Below are 22,911 nucleotides of genomic sequence, written 5' to 3' on the forward strand. Positions count from 1 at the left end.
GCCACCCGCGATGACGCGAAGGCGACTTTCGCGACCTTGAAGGTTGCGAAAGTCGCTTTCCGCCACATCGCGAGAGGTCGGCACACGTGACCAGAGGGACGACACGCGTGATCAGATGGACGACACATGTGCTTGGAGGGACGACACGACCGAGGCCCGATCCGCCTGCGCGGCGTCCATCGGATCACGTGTGTCGTCCATCTGCCGCCCGAAAGCCGACGAAATCAATCGGCGCGAGGGCCGTCGAACACCCGGAGCGCGGTCACGGCATCGGGCGCGAGCGAGGTCGTGAGCGCACCACCGGCAGCCAGTGACGTGCGCGACCACCACTCACCGGAGGCTTCAGGAACCGAAGGGCCACCCACCACCAGATCGGTCGCCAGCACCCGCCGCCCGGCCAGATGCGCGAGGCTGGAGTCCAAAGTGGAGTCCCCGATCTCCAGCGTCTGCCGGAGCACGGGGACTTCGCCGCGCGTCACGTGCTGCGTGGTCACCAAGGATCCCGGTCGCTCACCCGCCCGGCCGAGCACGAGCACCTCCCGCGTGTGCAAGAACGCGCCCTCCGCCAAAGCCGCCCGGAGCACGGCGGAGTGCCGGGCCCTGGCGGTCACGACGGTCGGCTCCGGCAGGTACTCCAGCGAGCCGCCCGCGTCCACGGCGATGTCCACAAAGGACGAACTGCCCTCGCCGCGCAACCCGGGGAGCGCGATGGTCGCCGCCACCCCGGAAAGCCGCAGCGAGGCACCGGGACCGACGCGGATGGTCAGTTCCAGCTCGTCACCGCCCAACGGTGACGTCGCCGAGTTGACCAGGTGCACCACCGCCGTCGCACCGGTGCCCCGTTTGGGGAGCAGCGTGAGCGGCGCCATCGAGCGCAGCTCACGCAGAACGGTCCGGCCGCCCTCGAAGCGGGCGGTCAGCCGCGCGTGCGCCTTCACCCCGCGGTGACCGGGAGCAGTGAGCGGACCCAGTCCGCGACCGCCGGAGCGTTCGGAGTGTCCACAAGAGACTGCGTGATCACCGGGAGCTCGCCGCGCATCCGATGCGCGTCCGAGGTCATCACGTCCATGTCGGCGCCGACCAGATGCGCGATGTCGATCTTGTTGATCACCAGCAGATCCGCCGTCGTCACGCCCGGCCCGCCCTTGCGCGGCACCTTGTCGCCGCCGGCGACGTCGACCACGAACACCTGGCTGTCGGCCAGCCCCCGGCTGAACACCGCGGTGAGGTTGTCCCCGCCGCTTTCGATGATCACCAGGTCCAGCCCGGGGAAGCGTTCCTCCAGCCGTTCGACGGCGTCGAGGTTCGCGGTGATGTCGTCGCGGATCGCGGTATGCGGGCAGGCGCCGGTCTGCACGGCCTCGATCCGTTCCGGGTCGAGTACCCCGGCCTTGCGCAGGAAGTCCGCGTCCTCGGTGGTGTAGATGTCGTTGGTGACGACGGCGAGGTTCACCTCGTCGCCGAGCGCCCGGCACAGCGCCGCGGTGAGCGCGGTCTTCCCGCTGCCCACCGGACCGCCGATGCCGATCCGGTACGCGCGGCCCGAGGTCGGCGCCTGGTCGAAATGATCGGGTTCCGCGGCGGTCGGGTCGAAGTTGACGGGGTGGACGTGACCGTGGCCGTGGCCATGCTCAGCTGGCAAAGAGACGCACCTCTTCCTTGTGGTGCCGGGCGTGTGCCTCGGCGAACAGATCGAGCGCCGGAGACCCCGGCGCCGGGAGTTCCGCCGGGTCGTCCCCCGCGACCTCGGCCGCGCGCAGGGAAACCTCCCGGACTTCTTTCGCGAGCCTGGCCACGACGGCGTTGACGGCGAACGGGTCGAGACCGAGCAGCCGCACCGCCGCGCTCGCCGGACCGCTGATCGCCAGGTACGCGACCGCCATCGCCGCGTCGAAGGGCTTTCCGGTCAGCGCGCCGACCACCACGGGGTGATGCGGTCGCGGGGTTTCCTGCAGCAGCTGAGAAAGCACGGGCGACGGCCACGCCGCCTTGCCCGCCCTCGCCGTCCCCCGCCCTTGTGCACGGGACGCCTCCCGCTGCGCGAGCGACGGCGTCCTGGCGTCGAGTTCCAGGTCGAGCCGCCGCCAGTGTCCACTTCGGACTCCTCGGGCGGCCGCGTGCGCCGACGCCGCGGCGAACACCGCCGCCAGCGCGCCCGCCGTGCGCAGGCGCCCGGAAAGGAATCCCGGCAGGTCACGTTCGTGCGTGATCAGCTTCCGGGTGACGGCCTCTTCGAGTCCGCCGGAATGGACGTGACCGCCGCCGGGGAACCGGGAGTCGGCGAGGATGAGCGCGGCGAGGTCCATCAGAAAAGGAAGTACCTTTGCGCCATCGGCAGTTCCGTGACCGGTTTCGGTTCGATCAGCTCGCCGTCGACGTGCACGGCGAAGCTGTCCGGCTCCACCCGGATGTCCGGGGTGGCGTCGTTGAGCACCATGTCCGCCTTGCCGCGGGAGCGGGTGTTCGCGATCGGCACGAGTTCGCGCGCGATGCCGAACCGTTCCGGCAAACCGCTTTCCATCGCCTCCGGCGCGACGAAATGGAAGCTGCTCGCGGCCGCGACCCCCGGGTCGGCGCCGAACATCGGCCGCGCCAGCACCGGTTGCGGCGTCGGGATGGACGCGTTCGCGTCGCCCATCGCCGCCCATGCCGGGAAACCGCCCTTGAGCACGACATGCGGCCGGACACCGAAGAACTTCGGTTCCCACAGCACGAGATCCGCGAGTTTCCCGACCTCCACCGAGCCGATCTCGCGGTCCATTCCGTGCGCGATCGCGGGGTTGATGGTGTATTTGGCGACATAGCGACGTGCCCGCAGGTTGTCGGCGGCTCCGTCGCCCGGCAGCGCGCCGCGCCGTCGTTTCATCACGTGCGCGGTCTGCCAGGTCCGGATGATCACCTCGCCGATCCGGCCCATCGCCTGCGAATCCGAGCTCATCATGGAGATCGCGCCGAGATCGTGCAGGACGTCTTCGGCGGCGATGGTCGTCGGCCGGATCCGGCTTTCGGCGAACGCCAGATCCTCGGGCACGGACGGGTTCAGGTGGTGGCAGACGACGAGCATGTCGAGATGCTCGTCGAGGGTGTTCGCGGTGTGCGGGCGCGTCGGGTTCGTCGACGACGGCAGGATGTTGGGCAGCCCGGCGACCTGGATGATGTCCGGCGCGTGCCCGCCTCCGGCGCCTTCGGTGTGGTACGCGTTGATCGAACGGCCCCCGATGGCGTCCACAGTGGACTCCAGGAACCCGGCCTCGTTCAGCGTGTCGGTGTGGATCGCCACCTGGACCCCCGATTCGTCGGCCACGGTGAGGCAGGCGTCGATCGCGGCCGGGGTGCTGCCCCAGTCCTCGTGCAGTTTGAACCCGCCCGCGCCGGCGGCGAGCTGTTCGCGCAGCGCCTCGTGCCGGACGGTGTTCCCCTTGCCCAGCAACAGGACGTTGACCGGCTGACCGTCCATCGCCCGCAGCATCCGGCCGAGGTTCCACGCGCCGGGCGTGACGGTGGTGGCCTTGCTGCCCTCGACGGGCCCGGTCCCGCCGCCGACCAGCGTCGTCAATCCGGCCGCCAAGGCGGTGTCGGTCAGCTGCGGGCAGATGAAGTGGACGTGGCAGTCGATACCGCCCGCGGTCAGGATCTTCCCGTTGCCGGACAACACCTCCGTGGACGGGCCGACGACCAGCGCCGGGTCCACGCCGTCCATCGTGTCCGGGTTCCCCGCCTTGCCGATGCCGACGATCCGGCCGTCGCGGACCCCGACGTCGGCCTTGACGATCCCCCAGTGGTCCAGGATCACCACGCCGGTGATGATCAGGTCGGGCGCGCCTTCGGCCCGGGTCGCCATGCCCTGGCCCATGGATTCGCGGATCACCTTGCCGCCGCCGAACAGCACCTCGTCGCCGCTGCCGGACGGCCCCATGCTGCGGTCTTCGGTGACTTCGATGAGGAGGTCCGTGTCCGCGAGACGGATTCTGTCGCCTGTCGTCGGACCGAAGAGTTCGGCGTAGCGCTCGCGATCGATCGACGGCATCAGGACTCCTTGCGCAATCCGGGCACCGCGCGGTTCCCGGCCAGCGGGACGAGGTCGACTTCGCGTTCGACGCCCGGTTCGAAACGCACCGAAGTTCCCGCGGGAACGTCGAGCCGATGTCCTCGCGCGGCCTCGCGGTCGAATTCGAGTCCGGGATTGACGGCCGCGAAATGGTAGTGCGAGCCGACCTGGACGGGCCGGTCGCCGAGGTTCCGCACGAGCAGCCGGACGCGCGGCCTGCCGGGGTTCAATTCGACCGGTCCGTCGCCGGTGATGATCTCTCCTGGTCGCACTCGCGGGCCCTTTCTAGACGATCGGGTCGTGCACGGTGACGAGCTTCGTGCCGTCGGGGAAAGTAGCCTCGACCTGCACGGAGTCGACCATTTCCGGGACTCCGTCCAGCACCTGCGCCCGCGCCAGGACCGACCGCCCGCTCGCGACGAGTTCGCTCACCGTCCGGCCGTCGCGGGCGCCTTCGAGGACGTGGTCGGTGATCAACGCGACCGCCTCGGGGTAGTTCAGCAGGACCCCGCGTTCCAGGCGTTTGCGAGCTACGTCCGCGGCGACGTGGATGAGCAGTTTGTCCCGCTCCTGGGGGCTCAGGTGCATGAGAAAGGTGTATCACCGGAAACCGCCCGGCGCCGGTTCTCGCAACACAGGATTTACCTCGGCGACCGGTACACGCAAAGTGAACGTCACCGTAACTCTTCGCGTACGAAGGCCGTTTTCACTGAATCGTTCTCGTAATCGTGACCGAAAGCACCACATCTTTCGATTGCCCCTGGCCCCGACGTGGAGCAAAGTTTGTCCATCCGTGCGATGAGGCGCGCCTTCGCCGCGTATGTCCCGTCCACGCATGAACACAAAGCCGGGGAATGCGCATCGAAAGGTTTCACCACAGTGAGTACCTCCACGATCAGCACGAATCAGCCGTCCGACCAGGTCGACGACGGTTTCCGACCGGGTCTCGAAGGCGTGGTCGCCTTCAAGACCGAAATCGCCGAGCCCGACCGTGACGGTGGCGCGCTGCGCTATCGCGGTGTCGACATCGAGGATCTCGCCGGCAAGGTGACCTTCGGTGACGTCTGGGGTCTTCTCGTCGACAGCCGGTTCGGGCACGGGCTACCGCCCGCCGAGCCGTTCCCGCTTCCGGTGCACACCGGTGACGTCCGGGTGGACGTCCAGGCCGCGCTGGCCATGCTCGCCCCCATCTGGGGTTACCGGCCGCTGCTCGACATCAGCGACGAGGAGGCCCGCGACCAGCTGGCCCGCGCTTCGGTGATGGCGCTTTCGTACGTCGCCCAGTCCGCGCGCGGCATCGGGCAGCCCGCCGTCCCCCAGACCCGGGTCGACGAGGCGCGCTCGATCACCGAACGGTTCATGGTCCGCTGGCGCGGCGAGCCCGACCCCGCCCACGTCAAGGCCATCGACGCCTACTGGGTTTCGGCCGCCGAGCACGGTCTCAACGCCTCGACCTTCACCGCCCGGGTCATCGCCTCGACCGGCGCCGACGTCGCCGCGGCGCTGTCCGGCGCGATCGGCGCCATGTCCGGCCCGCTGCACGGCGGCGCGCCGGCGCGGGTGCTGCCGATGATCGAAGAGGTCGAGAAGACCGGTGACGCGGTCGGCCTGGTCAAGGGCATCCTGGACCGCAAGGAACGGATGATGGGCTTCGGGCACCGCGTGTACCGCGCGGAGGACCCGCGGGCGCGCGTGCTGCGCCGCACCTGCCAGGAGCTCGGCGCGTCGCGCTACGAGGCGGCCGCGGAGCTGGAGCAGGTGGCGCTGAAGGAGCTGCGCGAGCGGCGACCGGACCACCCGATCGAGACCAACGTCGAGTTCTGGGCGGCCGTGATCCTGGACTTCGCCCAGGTTCCGCCGCACATGATGCCCGCGATGTTCAGCTCGGCGCGCACCGCCGGCTGGGCCGCGCACATCCTGGAGCAGAAGAAGACCGGGCGCCTCGTGCGGCCGTCGGCCAAGTACGTCGGACCGGAGCCGCGCAAGCCGGAGGACGTCGAAGGCTGGGACCTGGTCGCGAAGCAGGCTTAGCCGACGCATGTCATGAAAGGGTCGTTCAAGACATATTTTGTCTTGAACGACCCTTTCATGACATCTGCGGGACCGAGGAATCGTGTCGCGCGGTCGCCGAGAGCATGGCCGTCAGCTGGTCGACCAGCCAGCCGTCGAGTTCCTCGCGCGGCACGGCGCGCTCCTGCAGCCAGCTCAGCAGCGCGCCTTCGACCACGGCGGTCCAGCACCGCAACGTCAGCAGCAGCATCGGCGAGGGCTCTGACACCGCCAGCGCGCCGAGGATGAGCTCGACGGCGCGGTTGCGGACCTCGTCGATCGCCGCGTCCGTCTCCGACGTCGCGATCACCGAACCGCTGCGCAGCAGCGCGACGTATCCCGCGCGATAGTGGTCGGCGACGTCGATCAGCCCGCGGACAGCGGCCCGCAGCCGAGTTTCGGGCGGGCCCTCCTCCAGTCCGGCCAGACCGTCGATGAGCCCCTCGGTGACCGTCTTCAGCGCCTCGACCTGCAGTTCCCGCAGGCTCGAGAAGTACCGGTAGAACAGCGGCCGCGAGACCTCGGCGCGGGCGATGATGTCGTCCACCGTCACGAGTTCGGGCGCGCGAGAGCCGAACAGGTCCAGCGCGGCGCGGATCAGGTCCTCCCGGCGCGCCTGAGGCGACATCCGGCGAGGGCGTCTGGCGGAGGTCACGGGGTGACGTCCAGTTTCGCCGCGGCCCGCAGCAGTCCGGGGGTGAGCCGGGAAAGCACCAGCGCGGCCTTGGCCTCCGGGGTCGACGGCTGGATCGCTTTGTCCTTCTCGACCGCGCGCAGGATGTCGCGGGCGACCTTCTCCGGGCCGAAGCCGCGTTTCGCGTACAGCTTGCTGCTCGATTTCTGGCGCCGCTTCTGCTCGACGTCGTCGACGCCGACGAACCGGGTGGTGCTGGTGATGTTGGTGTTCACGATGCCGGGGCAGATCGCGGTCACGCCGATGTTCTCGGCGGCGAGCTCCGCCCGCAGGCACACGCTCAGGGTGAGCACGGCGGATTTCGTGGTGGCGTAAGCGGAAAGGATCTTCGACGGCAGGTAGGCGGCGGCCGAGGCGACGTTGACGATCTGGCCGCCCTGTGCCCGCTCGCGCATCTGCTCGGCGAAGACGCGGCAACCGTGGATGACGCCCCACAGGTTCACGTCGATGAGGCGTTCCCAGTCCTTGACCGTCGTGTCGAGGAACGGGCCGGACAGGCCGATGCCCGCGTTGTTGACGACGATGTCCGGGACGCCGAACTCTTCCTTGACCTGCTGCGCGAACTTCTCGACGGCTTCGGCGTCGGAGGAGTCCACTGTGTACTCGCCGACGGTGACGCCCTTGTCCCGCAGGAGTTTCGCGGTGTCCGCGGCGGCGGAACCGTTGATGTCGGTGATGACGAGGTCGGCGCCCCGGTCCGCGAACGCGAGCGCCGTCGCGCGGCCGATCCCGCTGCCCGCGCCGGTGATCACGACGAGCTTGTGCGCGAAACCGCCCTCGCGGGCCTGCTTGAGCGCGCGGCTCTCCTCGCCGCCTTCGACATGGTCGATCAGCTCGGCGGTCGCGTCGGCGATCACCTGCGGCTTCTCGCGCACCACCCAGTGCGTGCCGACGATCCGGCGGACACGGAGGTCCGGCGCCCAGCGCTCGATCTCGGTCTGCAGCGGCGTGGTGACGAACTTGTCGCCGGTGGGCGCGAGCACCTGCACCGGGATCTCGGCGTTGCGCGGCTTCGGCCGGGAGAGCCGGGTGAACATGTTGGCGCGATAGAGGTTGAGCCCGAACAGTCCGTCCGAAGTGGACGGTGCGGCGGCCGCCGGGTCCATCCGGCCGATCAGCGCGCCCATCGCCCCGGTGCGCCACAGCAGCTGCGGGATCAGGGGAAGCTGGAAGCCGAGGATGTAGGTCGAGTGCGCCCACTGGACGAGCGCGTTCTTGAGCCGCTTCGGGTTCGGGCGCACCTGCGCGCGGAACCACGCGCCCGCGTGATCGAGGCTCGGCCCGGAGATCGACGTGAACGACGCGAGCCGTCCGCGCAGCCTGTCGCCGGTGACCGAATGCCAGGTCTGGATGGAGCCCCAGTCGTGTGCGAGCAGGTGGACCTTGCCCTCGGGCTGGACCTCGTCGACGACCGCGGCGAGGTCCTCGGACAGCTGGTCCAGTTTGTAGGACCCGCGTCCCGACGGCTTGTCCGAGCGGCCCGCGCCGCGGACGTCGTAGACGACGACCCGGTAGCGGCTTTCCAGGAGGGCGGCGATGCCGTCCCACATGGAGCCGTTGTCCGGGTAACCGTGGACGAGCACCACCGTGGGCGCGTCGTCGACGCCGGTCACCCGGACCGAGAGGCGGACACCGTCGCTGGCCGTCACCCACGTATGAGACATGATGTCATGTTAGACAACTTGTCAATAAGGCCGTTTTTTCAGCATCGCGCGGCCGATGGTCCACACGGTGTCGATCACCAGGACGAAGGTCCAGATGCGGCCGAGGTTCACCAGCCAGTGACCGCTCGAGTTCCAGTACCAGGCGGCTTCGTGCGCTTCGCCGAACAAGGCTTCGATGGGCCAGCTGTAGCCGGCCATCGCCAGCGCCGCCTGAGCGAGGACGTAGACCGCGACATGGATCGCCCAGTTCCGGAGCGGGTTCGCCCGCTTGTTCGCCTCCTCCGTCACCGATTCGGCCCCTTGTGGACTCTCGCCGGTCGTGCGGGTAGCCGGTTTTTCCTTTTGTGACGCCGTTTTTCCTGGTTCCACGGGAAACTCCGCAACTCCGACACGCCGGACGGCGCCACGAACCACGAACGATCCGAAGATCAAGAGCGCCGCCGCGCCGAAGCAGGCGACGCGCCAGCCGGCGTCCGAACCGTAAAGCCGTCCCGCCAGGAAGGCCCCGGCCGTCGCTCCGAGTAGCGCCGCGCTCTCGTAGATCCCCATGGCCCGGCCGAGGCTCAGCCCGGCCGCCTCGGCGACCACCGCCTGCTCGACCGGGATGGCCGCCGCGAACGCCGCCGCCGACAGGACCCACATGACCGCGAGCACCACCGGGCTCGGCGCGAAGGACAGACCGGCGGCGAAGACCGCGCTCGCCACCATCGCCAGCGAGAGCACCCGCGTCCGGCCGACCTTGCGGACGAAACCGTGCAGGTAGTCCGGCAGCAGGCTGTACACGATGAAGCCGGGGATGAACACCGCGGCGATCTCGCCGAGTTGCAGCTGATGCCCGCGTTGCAGATGCATCAGGAGCAGCAGGGCGACCCCGGCCTCGGCCATCGCGGTCAACGCGACGAGCGCGAGCATCGGGCGCATCCGTTTGCCCAGTTGCAGCAGCCGAGGCGCGCCTTCCTCGCGGACCGGCGCGGACTTCGCGCTCAGCAGGACCACCGCGGCCACCACGCAGGCCACCGCGCCGAGCCAGAACACGCCCCGGTAGTCGATCCAGGCGATCGCGGTCAGCGCGACCACGAACGCGATCCACGTGCCGCCACCCTCGGCCGCGAACAGCTTGCCGAAGGCGCCGTCGTCCCTCGCGAGGCCCTCCCCCACGCGGGCCCGCAACGCGACCCAGAACAGCGCGCCGCCCGCGCCGCCGAGGACAGCGGCTACATAGGCGATCCCGATCCCCGGCGTCACCGCGTAGACCACAAAGGACAGTCCATAGAGGATCGCGCCGATGGCCGCGATCCGGCCCCGGTCGAACCGGTCCGCCAGCGAGCCCGCGATCGGCCGGACCACAAACGACACCAGCGTCTCCAACGCCGTCAGCGCCCCGACCTCGGCGGCCGACGCGCCGAGCTGGCTCCCCACCCACAACGGCAGGAGGAAATCGAGAACCTCCGCCGGTCCCTTGGTCAGCGCGGCGGCGAGCCGGTTCTCCTCTGCCCGCTTCTCATGCGTTACTTCATCCACCCCGGCACCCCCGTTTTCAGATACGACCGTATTCTAAAGAGGCCGGGCGAGCAAGGAGGCCTGGCGGGTGGGTCGGGTTGGTCGTGAGTGGCGATTCGGGTTAGAACACGATTTGCCACTCACGACCACCTGGACCGACCGGGCCGACGGGAGAGGAGGATGCCGCCGTGCCGAAGATCGTGGACCGCGCCGAACGCCGCCGGGAGATCGCCGGCGCCCTCCTGCGCATCGTCGCGCGCGACGGCGTCGAGGCGGTGAGCGTGCGCTCGGTCGCCGCGGAGGCGGGCGTCTCCGGTGGCGCGGTGCAGAAGTACTTCTCCACCAAGGAAGATCTGTTCCGCTTCGCCCTCGACATGACGAGCGAGTTCCTGGAACAGCGCTGGAGCACCCTCGACCAGTCCGGGAACCTGCTGGACCTGCTGCTGCGGCTGCTCGTCGAGGCGATGCCGCTCGACGAGCAGCGTCGTGCCGAGGTGATCGTCATCAACGCCTTCACCGCCCGCGCCGCCGTCCTGCCGCCGTGGGCCGAGTTCATCCGCACCGGCTACGACGAACTCGCGGAGATCACGGCGCGGTACATCGCGAAGGCCCAATCCGCGGGCGATGTCCGCGACGACCTCGCGGCCTCCGACCTGGCCGACGCCGTCCTCGCCCTTTCGGACGGCTTCGCGAACCGGATGCTCACCTCGACCGACCCGGCCGCCCTCCTGCCCTCCCTCGAAACCGCCGTCCGCACCCTGCTCACCCCGTGTCCATCGATCGGTTGACAACCGGGTTCAGTCCAGCGGACGTCCCGGGACACCGGCCCGCCGAAGCACGATCGGCGTATGAAAACAGCGGTGAAAGTGCGGGGCCTGCGCAAGGAGTACCCGGGCCACACGGCGGTCGGGGGAATCGACCTCGACCTCGAACAAGGCGAGGTGTTCGCACTGCTCGGCCCCAACGGCGCGGGCAAGACGACGACGGTCGAGATCCTGGAGGGCCACCGCGAGCGGACGTCCGGCGAGGTCGACGTCCTCGGTGAGGACCCCGGGACCGCGGGCCGGGCTTGGCGGGCACGGCTGGGGATCGTGTTGCAGACGGCCAACGACGCCGCCGAACTCACCGTCGCCGAGACCGTCCGGCACTACGCCCGCTACTACCCGAATCCGCGTGACACCGAAGAGGTGATCGAGAAGGTCGGCCTGACCGAGAAGGCGGGCGCCCGCGTCAAGAGCCTTTCGGGCGGGCAACGGCGGCGCGTGGACGTCGCGCTCGGGATCATCGGGCGGCCCGAGCTGGTGTTCCTCGACGAGCCCACCACCGGGTTCGACCCGGCGGCCCGGCGCCAGTTCTGGGACCTGATCAGGAGTCTCGCCCACGAAGGCACCACGATCCTGCTCACCACGCACTACCTCGACGAGGCCGAGGCGCTGGCGGACCGCGTCGCCGTCATCACGCGCGGCGCGATCGTCGCCGAGGGGACGCCGCAGACGCTGGGCGGCCGGGCGACCGCCGAGGCCACCGTCCGCTGGGCCGACGAGCGCGGCAGCCACCAGGAACGCACCCACTTCCCGGCCAAGCTCATCCGCGAGCTCTCCGCCGACGGCCGCGAGCCGTCCGAGCTGACCGTGCACCGGCCCACCCTCGAAGAGACCTACCTCGGCCTGATCGGAGAGACCCGATGACCACCCTGACCACCACGGGCAAACTCCCCGGCACCCTGTCGATGGGCCTGATCCGGGGCGCCGCCGAACTCCGCCAGTTCTTCCGTATCAGGGAACAGGTGATCTTCACCTTCGCCTTCCCGTCCCTGCTGATGATCCTGCTCGGCTCGATGCTGAACTCCTCGATGCCGGGCATGACGATCACCACCGGCCAGGTGCTGGCCGCGGGCATGATCGGCTCCGGCATCGTCTCGACGTCGTTCACCAGCATCGGCATCGGCCTCGCGTCGGACCGTGAGGCCGGGGCCCTGAAACGCCTGCGCGGCACGCCGATGCCCGCCGCGTCCTACTTCATCGGCAAGATCATCCTGGTCGGTGTTTCGAGCGTCGCCCAGGTGGCACTGATGTCGATCGTCGGCAGTCTGCTGTTCGATCTGGAACTGCCCACCGACCCGATGAAACTGCTGACCGCGCTGTGGGTCTTCCTGCTCGCCATCACCTGCTGCACGCTCCTGGGCGTCGCGCTGGGCTCGGTGACCAAATCGGTCAGCGGAGCGGTGGCGGTCGCCAACCTGCTCTACATCGCGTTGCAGTTCATCTCCGGGGTGTTCGTCACACCGATCACCAACCTGCCGAAGGTTATGGTCACCATCGCCTCTTTCTTCCCGGTGAAATGGATCTGCCAGGGCTTCCGCTCGGTGTTCCTGCCTGCCGAGGCCGCGACACAGGAAATGGCGGGGACATGGGAACTTCCGACGGTGGCACTGGTGCTGGCGGCGTGGTGCGTGGCGGGACTGCTGCTGGCGAAGCTGACGTTCCGCTGGTCGAACGACGGCAGGTGAACGCCTGGGAGCGGCTGTTCTGGCTCTGGGAGGTCCTTTTCGGGATCACCTTCGCCGCCACGACGGCCCTGATCCTCATCGGGGACGACGCCGCCGCCGACAAGACGGTCGCGATCCTGTGCCTGGCCGGTGTCGGGGTCACGTACCTGGTCCGCGGGCGCGGCCTCATCAAAGGCCCGGACCGTGAGGACACCCCGTGGCGGTTCGTCGGGGTCCTGATGCTCCTGCTGGCCGCGGCCATCTTCGCCACCACCACGTCGAGTTTCATCCTGTTCTTCGCCTGCCCCGTGCTCTACATGACGCTGTCGACGAAAACGGCGTCGATCCTCACCACGGTCGCGGTGCTGCTGGGTCCGCTGTCGTCGATCGTCCGCGGCGGCCTCGATCAGCCCGCGCTGCGCATCCTGGTGCCGATGACGGCGATCCTGATCATCTTCAGCCTGCTGGCCGGGCGCTACACCACGCAGATCATCGAACAGAGCAAGGCGCGGGCCGCGCTGATCGAGCAGCTGAAAGCCAGTCAGGCGGAGGTTTCCCGGCTCTCCCGGGAGGCGGGAACGGCCGCCGAACGCGAGCGCATGGCCCGCGAGATCCACGACACGCTCGCACAGGGCTTCACCAGCATCGTCACGCTCACCCAGGCCATCGAGTCCGAAATGGACACCGATCCGAAGGCGGCCCGGCGCCATCTGGAACTGGCGGCGCGGACGGCGCGGGAGAACCTGACCGAGGCGCGGGCGATGGTCGCGGCGCAGGGGCCGTCGGCGCTCGCCTCCGACTCCTTGGAAGACGCCTTGCGGCGACAGGTCGAACGGCTGACCGAGGAGGCCGGGATCGAGGCGTCGATCGAGATCGACGGTCCGCTGCCCGCGCTGCCGATGGCCACCGAGGTCGTCCTGCTGCGCGGGGCGCAGGAGGCGCTGAGCAACATCCGCAAGCATTCCCGCGCCACCCGCGTCACGGTCCGTTTGTCCGTTGTGGACGGACATGCCCGGCTCGGCGTGACCGACGACGGCGCCGGGTTCGATCCCGCCGCGCCCACCGGCGGCTTCGGCCTGGCGGGGATGCGGGCGCGGGCGGATCAGGTGGGTGGCATCGTGACGTGCGAGAGCGAACCCGGTGCGGGGACGACGCTGGAACTGGAGGTGCCCGCGTGATCACGATCATGCTGGTCGACGATCACCCCGTGGTACGGGAAGGCCTGCGCGGCATGCTGGAGGCCGAACCGGATCTGAGCGTCATCGGGGAAGCGGGATCCGGCGACGAAGCCGTGGCGCTGAGCCGGGTCAAGCAGCCGGACGTGATCCTGATGGACCTGCGGATGCCCGGCCTCGACGGCGTCGGCGCCACCCGGAAGATCCTCGCGGACCGGCCGGGCCAGCGGGTCGTCGTGCTCACCACCTACGAGACGGACGCGGACATCCTGCGCGCCGTCGAGGCGGGAGCCTCCGGCTACCTGCTGAAGGACGCTTCGCGCACGGAGCTGGCCGGCGCGATCAGGGCGGCATCACGCGGCGAGACGGTCTTGGCGCCTTCGGTCGCCGGGAAGCTGGTGAACCGGGTGCGCAACCCGACGGCGTCGCCGTTGTCGGCGCGTGAGGTCGAGGTCCTCCGGCTGGTGGCGCAGGGCAGCACGAACGCCGACATCGGCCGGACGCTCCACATCAGCGAAGCGACGGTCAAGACCCACCTGATCCGGGCGTTCGGGAAACTGGACGTTTCGGACCGCACGGCGGCTGTGACCACCGCTATGCGACTGGGCCTGCTCGGGTAGGCACAATGCGTCCCATGCTTGCCACGACCGAATTGGCGCTGCTTCGCCGCCTCGCGCACGAGCAATCCTCGTGCCGCGCCCCGTCCATCGTCGCCGCCGTCGTCCGCGACGGAGAACTCGTCTGGTCCGGAGGACGCGGCCGCGTCGACGGCGCGGAACCGGGCGCCGACACGCAGTACCGGCTCGGATCGATCACCAAGACGCTCGTCGCGACGGCCGTCATGCGCCTGCGCGACGAAGGCAAGCTCAACCTCAACGACCCGCTCGAACGCCATCTGCCGGGCACCGCGTTCGGCTCGGCCACCATCGCGCAGCTGCTCTCGCACACGTCGGGCCTGACCGCGGAATCGCCCGGTTCCTGGTGGGAGCGCACGGTGGGCGCCGACTGGGACGCGCTCGTCGAAAGCCTCAAGGACGGCGCGACGCGGCTCCGGCCGGGCAGCAAGTTCCACTACAGCAACGTCGGCTACGGCGTGCTCGGCGAACTGGTCGCCCGGCACCGCGGGCAGTCGTGGCTCGACGTCGTCCGCGCCGAGATCCTCGGCCCGCTCGGCATGAACCGGACCTCGCCGCATCCGGAAGGCGCGCACGCGAACGGATTCGCCGTGCACCCCTTCGCCGACCTCCTCCTGCCGGAGCCGTCGCCGGACGCGGGCGCGATGGCGCCCGCCGGGCAGCTGTGGTCGACGATCACCGATCTCGCCCGCTGGACGGCGTTCCTCGGCGGCCACACCGGCGGCGTGCTGAGCGAGCAGACCGTCGCGGAGATGCGCGAAATGGTCACCGTGGACGACGGCGACACCTGGTCGACCGGATTCGGCCTCGGCGTCATGCTGGTCCGCACGGGTGGCAGGCGGCTGGCCGGGCACACCGGGTCGATGCCGGGCTTCCTCGCCTGCTCGCTGATCGACGCGAACGCGGGCATCGGCGCGCTGGTGCTGACGAACTCGACGGCGGGCGTCGGCATCACGCAGCTCTGCCTCGACCTGATGAACCTGACCGAACAGCACGAACCGTCGATGCCCAAGGAATGGGTTCCGTCCACTGTGGACCCGAAGCTGCTGGAGCTGACCGGGCTGTGGCACTGGGGCCCGACGCCGTATCACCTGCGGCTGCTCCCGGACGGCCTGTTCTCGCTCGCGCCGTCCGACGGGGCCGGCCGCGCCTCGCGGTTCGCGCCGGTCGGCGAGGACACCTGGGTCGGCCTCGACGCCTACTACGCGGGCGAAACGCTGCGCGTCGGGCGCGGACCGGACGGGAAGCCGAACCACCTCGACCTCGCGACGTTCATCTTCTCGCGGACACCGTTCGACCCGGCCGCGCCGATCCCGGGCGGCGTGGACCCCGACGGCTGGCGCTAACGGAAGCGGAAGGCGGCGGTCGTGAATTCGCGGCCGCCGCCGGCGCACACCAGGACCTCGCCGTAGTGGGCGTCGCCGACGACCCACATCCGGCGCGGGCCGCGCAGCGACTCGGCGAGTTCGTCAGGGCAGTCCTCGATGACGAACTTCGCCGGCGCGCCGCCGAGGACGGCCCAGCCGCGCGGGGTGTCCGCGTCCGGGTCCAGCGTGGCGGCGGCCTGTGTCCACGGTCCGAAAACGACGTCGAGCACGCCTCGACGACGCCGGATCGTGAACCGCAGCGCCGTCCACCACTGGCGGACCCGCGGCGAAGAAGTCTCCCCCGGAAGGTCTCCGTGCACCCAGCGCGGCAGGCCGGGGACGAAGACGAGCACGAGCGTCCCCGCGAAACCGACGATCGCGCCGATGGTGGCCGTGTCGTCCCAGTCGCGGAAGATCCAGTGGATCACCACCACCAGGAAGTACAGGAACAGGAAGCCCCAGCGCGGCCCCCACGAATCGGGCATCAAACAGCGGGGGTGTGCCCGACCGCGGTGCCGACCGCCGCGATGAACTTGCGGGCGATGCGCTTGCCCTCGCCCCAGTCGACGAAACCGAACTTCAGGCTGGTCTGGATCGCCAGCCCGGAGCCCTCCGGTGTCCGCTCCACCTTCACGGTGACAGTCTGCCCGTAGCTGAAGAGACCCATGCTGGTCGAGAAGGTGACATAGCCCGCGGCCGCGTCGTAGTAAGGGTTCTTCCCCTTGACCGCGGTGACCCCGCTCTGGAGGGCCTGCCACAACGCCTCGGGAGGCAGGGGGAATCGTTCGTGCACTGTCGCCATGAGCCGAAAAGCTACCCGCCGGTCGGCGAGAACGGGAGCGAGTCGGCCGATCCCATATACCGGACACGCGGCACCGACTGTCAGCAGGGTCGTCCCGACCTGAGAGACTGGGCACATGACCGACGCACCTGAGTTGACCCTCCCCGCGGACCTGAAGCCCGCCGATGGCCGCTTCGGCTGCGGACCGTCCAAGGTCCGTGACGAACAGCTCGCCAACCTGGCGAAATCCGGTGCCACCTACCTCGGCACCTCGCACCGTCAGAAGCCGGTGAAGTCCCTCGTCGGCCGCGTGCGTGCGGGTCTGTCCGAATTGTTCTCCCTGCCCGAAGGCTACGAAGTGGTCCTCGGCAACGGCGGGACGACCGCATTCTGGGACGCCGCCGCTTTCGGCCTCGTGCGGGAACGCTCGCAGCACTTCACCTACGGCGAGTTCTCCTCGAAGTTCGCCACGGTGACCAAGGGCGCCCCGTTCCTCGCCGACCCGATCGTCGTCAAGGCCGACCCGGGCAGCGCGCCCGAGATCGCCTACGAAGCCGGTGCCGACCTGGTCGGCTGGGCGCACAACGAGACGTCGACCGGTGTCGCGGTGCCGGTCCGGCGCCCTGAAGGCAGCGAAGGCGCGCTCGTCGCCATCGACGCCACCTCCGGCGCGGGCGGCCTGCCGGTCAAGGCCGAGGACTTCGACGTCTACTACTTCGCGCCCCAGAAGTCCTTCGCCTCCGACGGTGGACTCTGGATCGCGCTGGCCTCGCCCGCCGCGGTCGAGCGCATCGGCGAGATCGGCGCGAGCGACCGCTGGATCCCCGAGTTCCTGTCGCTGACCACCGCGCTCGACAACTCCCGCAAGGACCAGACGTACAACACCCCGGCGGTGTCGACGCTGTTCCTGCTGGCCGACCAGATCGAGTGGATGAACTCCAACGGTGGCCTGGAGTGGACGACCGCGCGCACGCGCGACTCGTCGACCCGGCTGTACGAATGGGCCGAGAAGACCTCGTACACGACGCCGTTCGTCAGCGACCCGTCGCTGCGTTCGCAGGTCGTCGGCACCATCGACTTCGCCGACGAGGTGGACGCCGCCGCGGTGGCGAAGGTGCTGCGCGCCAACGGGATCGTCGACACCGAGCCGTACCGGAAGCTCGGCCGCAACCAGCTGCGCGTCGGCCTGTTCCCGGCCATCGACCCGGACGACATCACGAAGCTGACCCAGAGCATCGAGTACGTCGTCGAACGCCTGGGCTGAGCCAGCTAGCGGTCCGTGAAGGCCTCCTTGAGGGACCCAGAGTCCCTCAAGGAGGCCTTCACGGACTTGGGGCACACGGCGGCCAGCACCAGGAGCAGCAGGCCGTACAGGACGAAGGATTCCGTCGCCAGCCACCAGCCGAAGCCCCCGGCGGGGCGCGGGGCGAGCCACATCGGCGCGATCACGAACAGCGCCGCCGTCACGACCGCGAGCGCGAAGGAAACCGCCGTCCGGCGCCACACCAGCAGCACGAGGATCGGCACGCACCAGATCCAGTGGTGCGTCCAGGTCACCGGCGAGACCAGCAGGCCGCCGACCGCGCAGGCGGTCAACGCGAACACCGGTTCCGCGACGCGCACGATCACGAACGCGGTCAGCGCGACCACCACGACGGCGGCCAGCACCCAGACGATCTCTTCCGCCGAGCCGAACCCGAAGCGCGCGAGCATCCCGCGCAGTGACTGGTTGCCGACGTAGCCGCGATCGCCGATGCGGCTGGTGTCGAAGAGGATGTCCGTCCAGAATTTCGCCGACGCGCCGGGCGCGAACGCGAACATCAGCAGTCCGGCGCCGAGGAATCCGGCCACGACCCGCGCGGCCGAGCGGAAGTCCTTGCGGAACAAGAAGAACAGGATGAAGAACGCCGGCGTCAGCTTGATCGCCGCGGCGACGCCGATCAGCAGTCCTTTCGTGCGGGCGCGGCCCGGCAGCAGGGCGTCGGCCACGACCATCAGCATCAGCAGGGTGTTGATCTGGCCGAAGCCGAGGGTCGAGCGGACCGGTTCCATGATCCCGCCGGCGGCCTGCGCCCCGATCGCCGCCAGGACGGCGATGGCGCGGCCGCGGACGTCGGCGCGGTCGGTGAGCGAGCCGTTGAGCGTCGCGACGAAGAGGTACACGACGATCCCGCCCGCGATGATCGACGCGAGCCCGAGCAGCCTCGTCGCGACCGCCGTGGACAGCAACGTGCCGGGTACGAACACCGCCGCCGCGAACGGCGTGTAGGTGAAGGGCAGCCAGCCCCCGTGCGTCTCCACCCACGTGCCGTACAGGTCGCCCGAGCCGAGGAGCAGCCGGGAGCCGCCGACGTAGACCTCGAGATCCTGGCCGTCGAACACCTTCATCGTGAAGAGCACGCCGACCACGACGAGTTCCAGCGCGATCAGCGCCCCCGCGAGTTTCCGCCCCGACAATCCCACCAGCACCCGGCGAGATTACCCACCGCGACCACGCACTTCGTCCTCTGGATGCGGTAGTTGGTAGCGCGAACTACCGCGTCCAGAGGACGAAACGCGAGCTAGGCGAGGGCCTGGGTCGGCGGGAGCCGGGCCGCGCGCATCGCCGGATAGGCGCCGGCGACGGCCCCGACGAGCGCCGAGACGCCGACCCCGCCGAGCAGGGCGCCGACGGGAAGCACCGCCGGCCACCCCTGGCTCAGCGCGTACCCGGACGTCACGAGGACGCCGACCAGCACCCCGGCGATCCCGCCGAGCCCGGACAACAGCACCGACTCGGCCAAGAACTGGCCTCTCACCTGCCGTTTCGTCGCGCCGAGCGCACGGCGGAGGCCGATCTCCCGGCGCCGCTCCAGCACCGAGATCACCATCGTGTTGGCCACCCCGACACCGCCGACCAGCAACGCGACACCGCCGAGCCCGAGGAACAGCGCGCTGTAGGTGTTCTCCGTCAGCTTCTGCGCCGCCAGGGCCTCCGACGGACGACGCACCTCGACCTCGTTCGGCGCCTCCGGGTTCATCGTGTGCGCGAGCACCGAACGGACGTTCTCGACCTGCGCGTCCTTCGCCCGGACGTACACAGTGGACGGGTGTCCCTTGAAGCCGAGGAGCCGCATCGCCGCGTCCCAGCCGACCAGCACCGAACGCTCGATCTCGGGCGCCAGCGGCGTCGGCCCGAGGATCCCGCCCACGGTGAACCACTTCCCGTCGATGAACACCTGCGGCGGATGGGCCTGATCGACGTGGTCGATCCCGAGCCGCGCGGCCGCGACCGACCCCAGGACGACGACCGGGTAGTCGCGGGTCGAGTCCCGGAGGAACCGGCCGTCACGGACGGAACCGCCGATGACGTCGAGCAGATCCGGCGTCGCCGCGAAGACGGACAAGCCGGACGTCTCGTCCTTGTCGATCTTGTCCGTCCGCCGGACGGACGCCTCGGTGCCACCGGTCGCGGACGCCGCCGTCACCGGGGCGATCCGTTTCGCCATCGGCACCGCGCTGTCCGGCAGGGTCGCGTCACCGCCGAACATCGTCTTGCCCGGCCCCGCGGTGAGCAGGTTGGTACCGAGCGCGGCCAGCTGGTCTTGCAGCGCCTTCGCGCCCGACGCCGGGATCGCGAGCACCGCCACCATCGCGGCGATCCCGATCCCGATGCCGAGCGCGGACAGCACCGCGCGCATCGGCCGCGTCCGCATCCCGTGCGCGCCGAGGTTCAGCACGTCACGCGGGCCGAGCCGGGCCGGATCCGGCGTCTTGTCGAGCACCGGTGCGCTCACACCAGCACCCCCGTCCCGGTGTCGAGCCGGATCCGGCCGTCCCGCAGCTCGATCCGCCGCGGGATGCCCGCCGCGATCTCCCGGTCGTGCGTGATGATCACGACCGTCGTCCCCTGCGAACTCAACGTGGCGAGCAGGTTGAGGATCGCCGCGCCGTTGCCCGTGTCGAGGTTCCCGGTCGGCTCGTCGGCCAGCAGGATCGACGGCGAGTTGACGACCGCCCGCGCGATCGCCACCCGCTGCCGTTCCCCGCCGGAGAGCTCGTTCGGGAAATGCCCCGCCCGGTGCGCCAGACCGACCCGGTCCAGCGCCGCCATCGCCCGCTCGTGACGTTTCCGCCGCGGCACCCCCGCGTACAGCAGCCCCGTCGCGACGTTGTCGACCGCGCTCACCCCCTCACTGAGGAAGAACTGCTGGAACACGAAGCCGATCCAGCGTGACCGCAGCGCGGAAAGCTTGCGGTCGGGCAGCTTCGCGACGTCGTGCCCGCGCAGTTCGATGACGCCGTTGGTCGGCCGGTCGAGCGTGCCCATCAGCTGCAGGAGCGTCGACTTGCCCGAACCGGACGGGCCGAGGATCGCGACCATCTCCCTGTCCTCGATGGACAGGGTCACCTCGTGCAGGGCGCGCACGCCGCCGGGATAGGTGCGCGAGGCGTTGCGCACGGCCAGCACCGGGGTCATGACGTCGTCACCACCCGCGTCCCGGCGGTGAGGCCGGCTCCGGTGACCTCGACACGGCCGCCGGAGAACAAGCCGGTCTTCACAGCGACGAGCCGCCGTTTGCCGCCTTCGTCGACCTCGACGGCGTAGCCGCCCTCGGCGAGCGCGAGCAGCGCCCCGACCGGGACCGCCAGCACTCCACTGTGGACTTCCTTGGTGAAGCGCACCGAGACCGGCGTCGAATCGAGCGATCCCGCCGCGGCCGGATCGTCCAGCTTGATCTTGACCTTGATCTTCGGCTTGCCGTCGTCCTGCCCGGCCCCGTCCTTGCCGGTCTCCGCGACCTTGCCGACGTCGGTGATCACACCGTCGGTCGACTTGCCGCCGGTGATGTCGACCCCGACCTTGTCCCCCGCCTTGGCGATGGCCTGCTTGGCGGCGTCGAGCTTGACCTCGACGAGCCGTTCGGTGCCGGTGTACTTCAGCAGTTCGCCGCCGCCGGGGCCGCCGAGTTGCGCGGCGAGCTGCGAGACCCGGATCTCGCCCGGCGCGAGGACGACGTCGCCCTGCCCGAAGGCACCGGTCTGCTCGACCCCCAGCGACTTCTGCCACTTCTTGATCGCGGCGGCGGTGGCCGAGGTGAACTTCTTGTCGGGCGTGCCGAACCCGCCGAAACCGAGCGCCTTCAGGTTCACTTCCAGCTGCTTGACGTCCGGTCCGTCCGTGGCCCCGTCCGCGAGGTCACGGAAGAACGGCAGCGTGCCGTAGAACAACGGGACCGGCTTGGCGTCGACGCCGTAGACCGCCTTTCCGCGCGTGAGCACGGCGCCCGGATCCGGCAGGGAGGTGATGGTGCCCTGTTTCCGGCCGGCGAGGGCGTTTTCCGCGCCGTAGCCGAGCGTTCCGTTCGCCTCTTCCTCCTCCTGCAGGTCGGTCTTCTCCACCTTCGCGGTTTCGACCGGCGGCGGCGCCTGCCCGACCTGCTGGGCCTCGGAGGTGACCCTGGTCAGCACGACCACCGACGTCGTCCCGACCACGACGGCGAGGGCCGCCGCGATGATGAACCAGCGTGCCCGGCGCGAACGCCGGGCACCGCCGGGTCCTTCGTGTTCGCTCATTTCGCCGGAGCCGCCCTCATGGTCATGCCGAGACCGCAGGCCTTCGCCGCTTCTTCGAACTTCTTCGGGTCACCGCCCGCGTCGCCCAGCGCGATGGCGGTACCGCCCTTGCCCCCGGGCTCGGGGTCCGGGAAGTCGATGCCGTGGTCGCGCATGCACTTCGCTTCCTTGCGCATCTTGTCGAGCTCTTCCGGCGTCGGCGGTTTGATCTCGCCGCCGTTCGGCAGCAGCTTGCGGCACGCGTCGCTCGCGGCCTTCATCTTGTTCTCGTCGGGCATGTCGGTCGCGTCGAAGGTGACCGTGTCCTGGCCGTTGGCGCCCTTCTTCGGCTCCGGCATGGTGACCCCGTGCTCGCGCATGCACTTCGAGTAGTTGCGCATCTTGTCCTCATCGGACACGTTGTCGGCCTGCTGCCCGTCGCCGGCCCCGGCGCTCGGCGGCGACGAGATCGAGGCGACCTCGTCGCCGCCGTCCCCGCCGCCGCAGCCGGCCACCAGCGCGAAGACCGCTCCGGCGATCAGTGCCGCCATCGGTCGTTTCCGCATCGCTGCTCCTTCGGTCGTCTTGGCGACCCGATTTCTACGGAGACGGCGATTCCGGCGCGGTAAGCGAAGTCGCTTATGCCGCGCTTACGGTCCCACTCAGCGACACAGAGATCCGATCTATCTGCCGTCTTTCCGGGTGAACCAGCACCCTGACGAGCCTTTCGGAGGCCACGTGAGATTCGGCCTCGGCCCATTGTGCCCGGCCGGCTGATCCAGGCCGTCCACCGGCTCCGGACCGGTACTTTCGCGTGACTGGACGGACGACACGTGTGATCAGACGGACGACACGCGTGGCCAGACGGACGGCACCCACCGCGTGCCGTCCCACCGTCACGCGAAACCGCCCGACCGCAGGTGCCTAAGACACGGTGGCTCCAACCCGAATCGCCACGCCACCCGGCCGGACGAC

Annotated in this window: 24 protein-coding genes; 8 read left to right on the plus strand and 16 right to left on the minus strand. The window is 69.7% G+C overall.

Annotated elements, in window-relative coordinates:
- Positions 1 to 224: 224 nt before the first annotated feature.
- The 6 genes from AB0N89_RS28470 to AB0N89_RS28495 are packed head-to-tail and all read right to left on the minus strand — an operon-like array spanning position 225 to position 4,636.
- Positions 225 to 938 carry an urease accessory protein UreD gene (locus AB0N89_RS28470; protein WP_364210354.1) on the minus strand — a complete coding sequence of 238 codons (714 nt, stop codon included), beginning with the start codon at positions 936 to 938 and terminating at the stop codon, positions 225 to 227.
- Positions 935 to 1,642 (minus strand): urease accessory protein UreG, encoded by a 708-nt coding sequence (gene ureG / locus AB0N89_RS28475; RefSeq protein WP_364210357.1) that lies wholly within the window; start codon positions 1,640 to 1,642, stop codon positions 935 to 937. The genes AB0N89_RS28470 and ureG overlap by 4 nt, the downstream gene beginning before the upstream one ends.
- Positions 1,632 to 2,306, minus strand: a complete 675-nt coding sequence (locus tag AB0N89_RS28480) for an urease accessory UreF family protein (RefSeq protein WP_364210360.1) — start codon at positions 2,304 to 2,306, stop codon at positions 1,632 to 1,634. The genes ureG and AB0N89_RS28480 overlap by 11 nt, the downstream gene beginning before the upstream one ends.
- Entirely contained in the window at positions 2,306 to 4,027 is a 1,722-nt protein-coding gene (locus AB0N89_RS28485; protein ID WP_364210363.1) for an urease subunit alpha, read from the minus strand. The genes AB0N89_RS28480 and AB0N89_RS28485 overlap by 1 nt, the downstream gene beginning before the upstream one ends.
- Positions 4,027 to 4,320, minus strand: a complete 294-nt coding sequence (locus AB0N89_RS28490) for an urease subunit beta (RefSeq protein ID WP_364210366.1) — start codon at positions 4,318 to 4,320, stop codon at positions 4,027 to 4,029. The genes AB0N89_RS28485 and AB0N89_RS28490 overlap by 1 nt, the downstream gene beginning before the upstream one ends.
- Before the next feature lie 13 nt (positions 4,321 to 4,333).
- On the minus strand, positions 4,334 to 4,636 hold the full coding sequence (locus AB0N89_RS28495) for an urease subunit gamma (protein ID WP_364210369.1): 303 nt from the start codon (positions 4,634 to 4,636) through the stop codon (positions 4,334 to 4,336).
- A gap of 291 nt (positions 4,637 to 4,927) precedes the next feature.
- On the opposite strand from AB0N89_RS28495, the gene AB0N89_RS28500 reads away from it, so the two are divergent.
- A complete protein-coding gene (locus tag AB0N89_RS28500) occupies positions 4,928 to 6,079 on the plus strand; it encodes a citrate synthase 2 (RefSeq protein WP_364210372.1) in 1,152 nt (383 codons plus the stop codon).
- Positions 6,080 to 6,134: 55 nt separating this feature from the next.
- Here AB0N89_RS28500 and AB0N89_RS28505 read toward each other — a convergent pair whose 3' ends face one another.
- Genes AB0N89_RS28505 through AB0N89_RS28515 form a run of 3 tightly spaced genes read right to left on the minus strand, consistent with a single transcriptional unit; the run spans position 6,135 to position 9,976 of the window.
- On the minus strand, positions 6,135 to 6,725 hold the full coding sequence (locus AB0N89_RS28505; RefSeq protein ID WP_364210375.1) for a TetR/AcrR family transcriptional regulator: 591 nt from the start codon (positions 6,723 to 6,725) through the stop codon (positions 6,135 to 6,137).
- 23 nt (positions 6,726 to 6,748) lie between these two features.
- Positions 6,749 to 8,440: an SDR family oxidoreductase gene (locus AB0N89_RS28510; RefSeq protein ID WP_364210456.1), complete on the minus strand. Its 1,692-nt coding sequence runs from the start codon at positions 8,438 to 8,440 to the stop codon at positions 6,749 to 6,751.
- Positions 8,441 to 8,476: 36 nt separating this feature from the next.
- Positions 8,477 to 9,976, minus strand: a complete 1,500-nt coding sequence (locus tag AB0N89_RS28515) for an MFS transporter (RefSeq protein ID WP_364210378.1) — start codon at positions 9,974 to 9,976, stop codon at positions 8,477 to 8,479.
- A 167-nt stretch (positions 9,977 to 10,143) separates the two neighbouring features.
- Here AB0N89_RS28515 and AB0N89_RS28520 point away from each other — a divergent pair, with 167 nt between their 5' ends.
- From AB0N89_RS28520 to AB0N89_RS28545, 6 genes are read left to right on the plus strand one after another with little or no spacing between them, the layout of a single operon-like run.
- Positions 10,144 to 10,743, plus strand: a complete 600-nt coding sequence (locus AB0N89_RS28520) for a TetR/AcrR family transcriptional regulator (RefSeq protein WP_364210381.1) — start codon at positions 10,144 to 10,146, stop codon at positions 10,741 to 10,743.
- A gap of 60 nt (positions 10,744 to 10,803) precedes the next feature.
- Positions 10,804 to 11,643: an ABC transporter ATP-binding protein gene (locus AB0N89_RS28525; protein ID WP_364210384.1), complete on the plus strand. Its 840-nt coding sequence runs from the start codon at positions 10,804 to 10,806 to the stop codon at positions 11,641 to 11,643.
- Positions 11,640 to 12,464, plus strand: coding sequence for an ABC transporter permease (locus AB0N89_RS28530; RefSeq protein WP_364210387.1), 825 nt, complete (start codon positions 11,640 to 11,642; stop codon positions 12,462 to 12,464). The genes AB0N89_RS28525 and AB0N89_RS28530 overlap by 4 nt, the downstream gene beginning before the upstream one ends.
- Entirely contained in the window at positions 12,461 to 13,621 is a 1,161-nt protein-coding gene (locus AB0N89_RS28535; RefSeq protein WP_364210390.1) for a sensor histidine kinase, read from the plus strand. Before AB0N89_RS28530 ends, AB0N89_RS28535 begins: the two co-directional genes overlap by 4 nt.
- A complete protein-coding gene (locus tag AB0N89_RS28540; protein WP_364210393.1) occupies positions 13,618 to 14,238 on the plus strand; it encodes a response regulator transcription factor in 621 nt (206 codons plus the stop codon). Before AB0N89_RS28535 ends, AB0N89_RS28540 begins: the two co-directional genes overlap by 4 nt.
- Before the next feature lie 14 nt (positions 14,239 to 14,252).
- On the plus strand, positions 14,253 to 15,599 hold the full coding sequence (locus AB0N89_RS28545; RefSeq protein WP_364210396.1) for a serine hydrolase domain-containing protein: 1,347 nt from the start codon (positions 14,253 to 14,255) through the stop codon (positions 15,597 to 15,599).
- Here the strand turns inward: AB0N89_RS28545 and AB0N89_RS28550 are convergent.
- The gene (locus tag AB0N89_RS28550) at positions 15,596 to 16,105 is read right to left on the minus strand and encodes a hypothetical protein (protein ID WP_364210399.1); all 510 of its coding nucleotides are present in this window, start codon (positions 16,103 to 16,105) and stop codon (positions 15,596 to 15,598) included. The genes AB0N89_RS28545 and AB0N89_RS28550 overlap by 4 nt on opposite strands.
- On the minus strand, positions 16,105 to 16,422 hold the full coding sequence (locus AB0N89_RS28555; protein WP_364210402.1) for a hypothetical protein: 318 nt from the start codon (positions 16,420 to 16,422) through the stop codon (positions 16,105 to 16,107). The genes AB0N89_RS28550 and AB0N89_RS28555 overlap by 1 nt, the downstream gene beginning before the upstream one ends.
- A gap of 115 nt (positions 16,423 to 16,537) precedes the next feature.
- Here AB0N89_RS28555 and serC point away from each other — a divergent pair, with 115 nt between their 5' ends.
- The gene (serC, locus tag AB0N89_RS28560; protein WP_364210405.1) at positions 16,538 to 17,665 is read left to right on the plus strand and encodes a phosphoserine transaminase; all 1,128 of its coding nucleotides are present in this window, start codon (positions 16,538 to 16,540) and stop codon (positions 17,663 to 17,665) included.
- Positions 17,666 to 17,670: 5 nt separating this feature from the next.
- Here the strand turns inward: serC and AB0N89_RS28565 are convergent, their stop codons facing one another.
- The 5 genes from AB0N89_RS28565 to AB0N89_RS28585 all read right to left on the minus strand — a co-directional run bounded on the left by AB0N89_RS28565 (position 17,671) and on the right by AB0N89_RS28585 (position 22,502).
- On the minus strand, positions 17,671 to 18,870 hold the full coding sequence (locus AB0N89_RS28565) for a glycosyltransferase 87 family protein (protein ID WP_364210408.1): 1,200 nt from the start codon (positions 18,868 to 18,870) through the stop codon (positions 17,671 to 17,673).
- Positions 18,871 to 18,962: 92 nt separating this feature from the next.
- The gene (locus tag AB0N89_RS28570; RefSeq protein WP_364210411.1) at positions 18,963 to 20,177 is read right to left on the minus strand and encodes an ABC transporter permease; all 1,215 of its coding nucleotides are present in this window, start codon (positions 20,175 to 20,177) and stop codon (positions 18,963 to 18,965) included.
- Entirely contained in the window at positions 20,174 to 20,860 is a 687-nt protein-coding gene (locus AB0N89_RS28575) for an ABC transporter ATP-binding protein (RefSeq protein ID WP_364210414.1), read from the minus strand. The genes AB0N89_RS28570 and AB0N89_RS28575 overlap by 4 nt, the downstream gene beginning before the upstream one ends.
- Positions 20,857 to 21,957: a peptidoglycan-binding protein gene (locus AB0N89_RS28580; protein WP_364210417.1), complete on the minus strand. Its 1,101-nt coding sequence runs from the start codon at positions 21,955 to 21,957 to the stop codon at positions 20,857 to 20,859. The genes AB0N89_RS28575 and AB0N89_RS28580 overlap by 4 nt, the downstream gene beginning before the upstream one ends.
- A complete protein-coding gene (locus AB0N89_RS28585; RefSeq protein ID WP_364210420.1) occupies positions 21,954 to 22,502 on the minus strand; it encodes a hypothetical protein in 549 nt (182 codons plus the stop codon). The genes AB0N89_RS28580 and AB0N89_RS28585 overlap by 4 nt, the downstream gene beginning before the upstream one ends.
- Between the last annotated feature and the right edge of the window lie 409 nt (positions 22,503 to 22,911).

Source organism: Amycolatopsis sp. NPDC089917 (genome assembly GCF_040684635.1).
Taxonomy (GTDB): domain Bacteria; phylum Actinomycetota; class Actinomycetes; order Mycobacteriales; family Pseudonocardiaceae; genus Amycolatopsis.

Coding starts and splice junctions, on each gene's coding strand:
- AB0N89_RS28480 (WP_364210360.1), bottom strand. CDS start 2,306: ATGGACCTCGCCGCGCTCATCCTCGCCGACTCCCGGTTCCCCGGCGGC.
- AB0N89_RS28485 (WP_364210363.1), bottom strand. CDS start 4,027: ATGCCGTCGATCGATCGCGAGCGCTACGCCGAACTCTTCGGTCCGACG.
- AB0N89_RS28495 (WP_364210369.1), bottom strand. CDS start 4,636: ATGCACCTGAGCCCCCAGGAGCGGGACAAACTGCTCATCCACGTCGCC.
- AB0N89_RS28505 (WP_364210375.1), bottom strand. CDS start 6,725: ATGTCGCCTCAGGCGCGCCGGGAGGACCTGATCCGCGCCGCGCTGGAC.
- AB0N89_RS28525 (WP_364210384.1), top strand. CDS start 10,804: ATGAAAACAGCGGTGAAAGTGCGGGGCCTGCGCAAGGAGTACCCGGGC.
- AB0N89_RS28530 (WP_364210387.1), top strand. CDS start 11,640: ATGACCACCCTGACCACCACGGGCAAACTCCCCGGCACCCTGTCGATG.
- AB0N89_RS28545 (WP_364210396.1), top strand. CDS start 14,253: ATGCTTGCCACGACCGAATTGGCGCTGCTTCGCCGCCTCGCGCACGAG.
- AB0N89_RS28550 (WP_364210399.1), bottom strand. CDS start 16,105: ATGCCCGATTCGTGGGGGCCGCGCTGGGGCTTCCTGTTCCTGTACTTC.
- AB0N89_RS28555 (WP_364210402.1), bottom strand. CDS start 16,422: ATGGCGACAGTGCACGAACGATTCCCCCTGCCTCCCGAGGCGTTGTGG.
- serC (WP_364210405.1), top strand. CDS start 16,538: ATGACCGACGCACCTGAGTTGACCCTCCCCGCGGACCTGAAGCCCGCC.
- AB0N89_RS28575 (WP_364210414.1), bottom strand. CDS start 20,860: ATGACCCCGGTGCTGGCCGTGCGCAACGCCTCGCGCACCTATCCCGGC.
- AB0N89_RS28580 (WP_364210417.1), bottom strand. CDS start 21,957: ATGAGCGAACACGAAGGACCCGGCGGTGCCCGGCGTTCGCGCCGGGCA.
- AB0N89_RS28585 (WP_364210420.1), bottom strand. CDS start 22,502: ATGCGGAAACGACCGATGGCGGCACTGATCGCCGGAGCGGTCTTCGCG.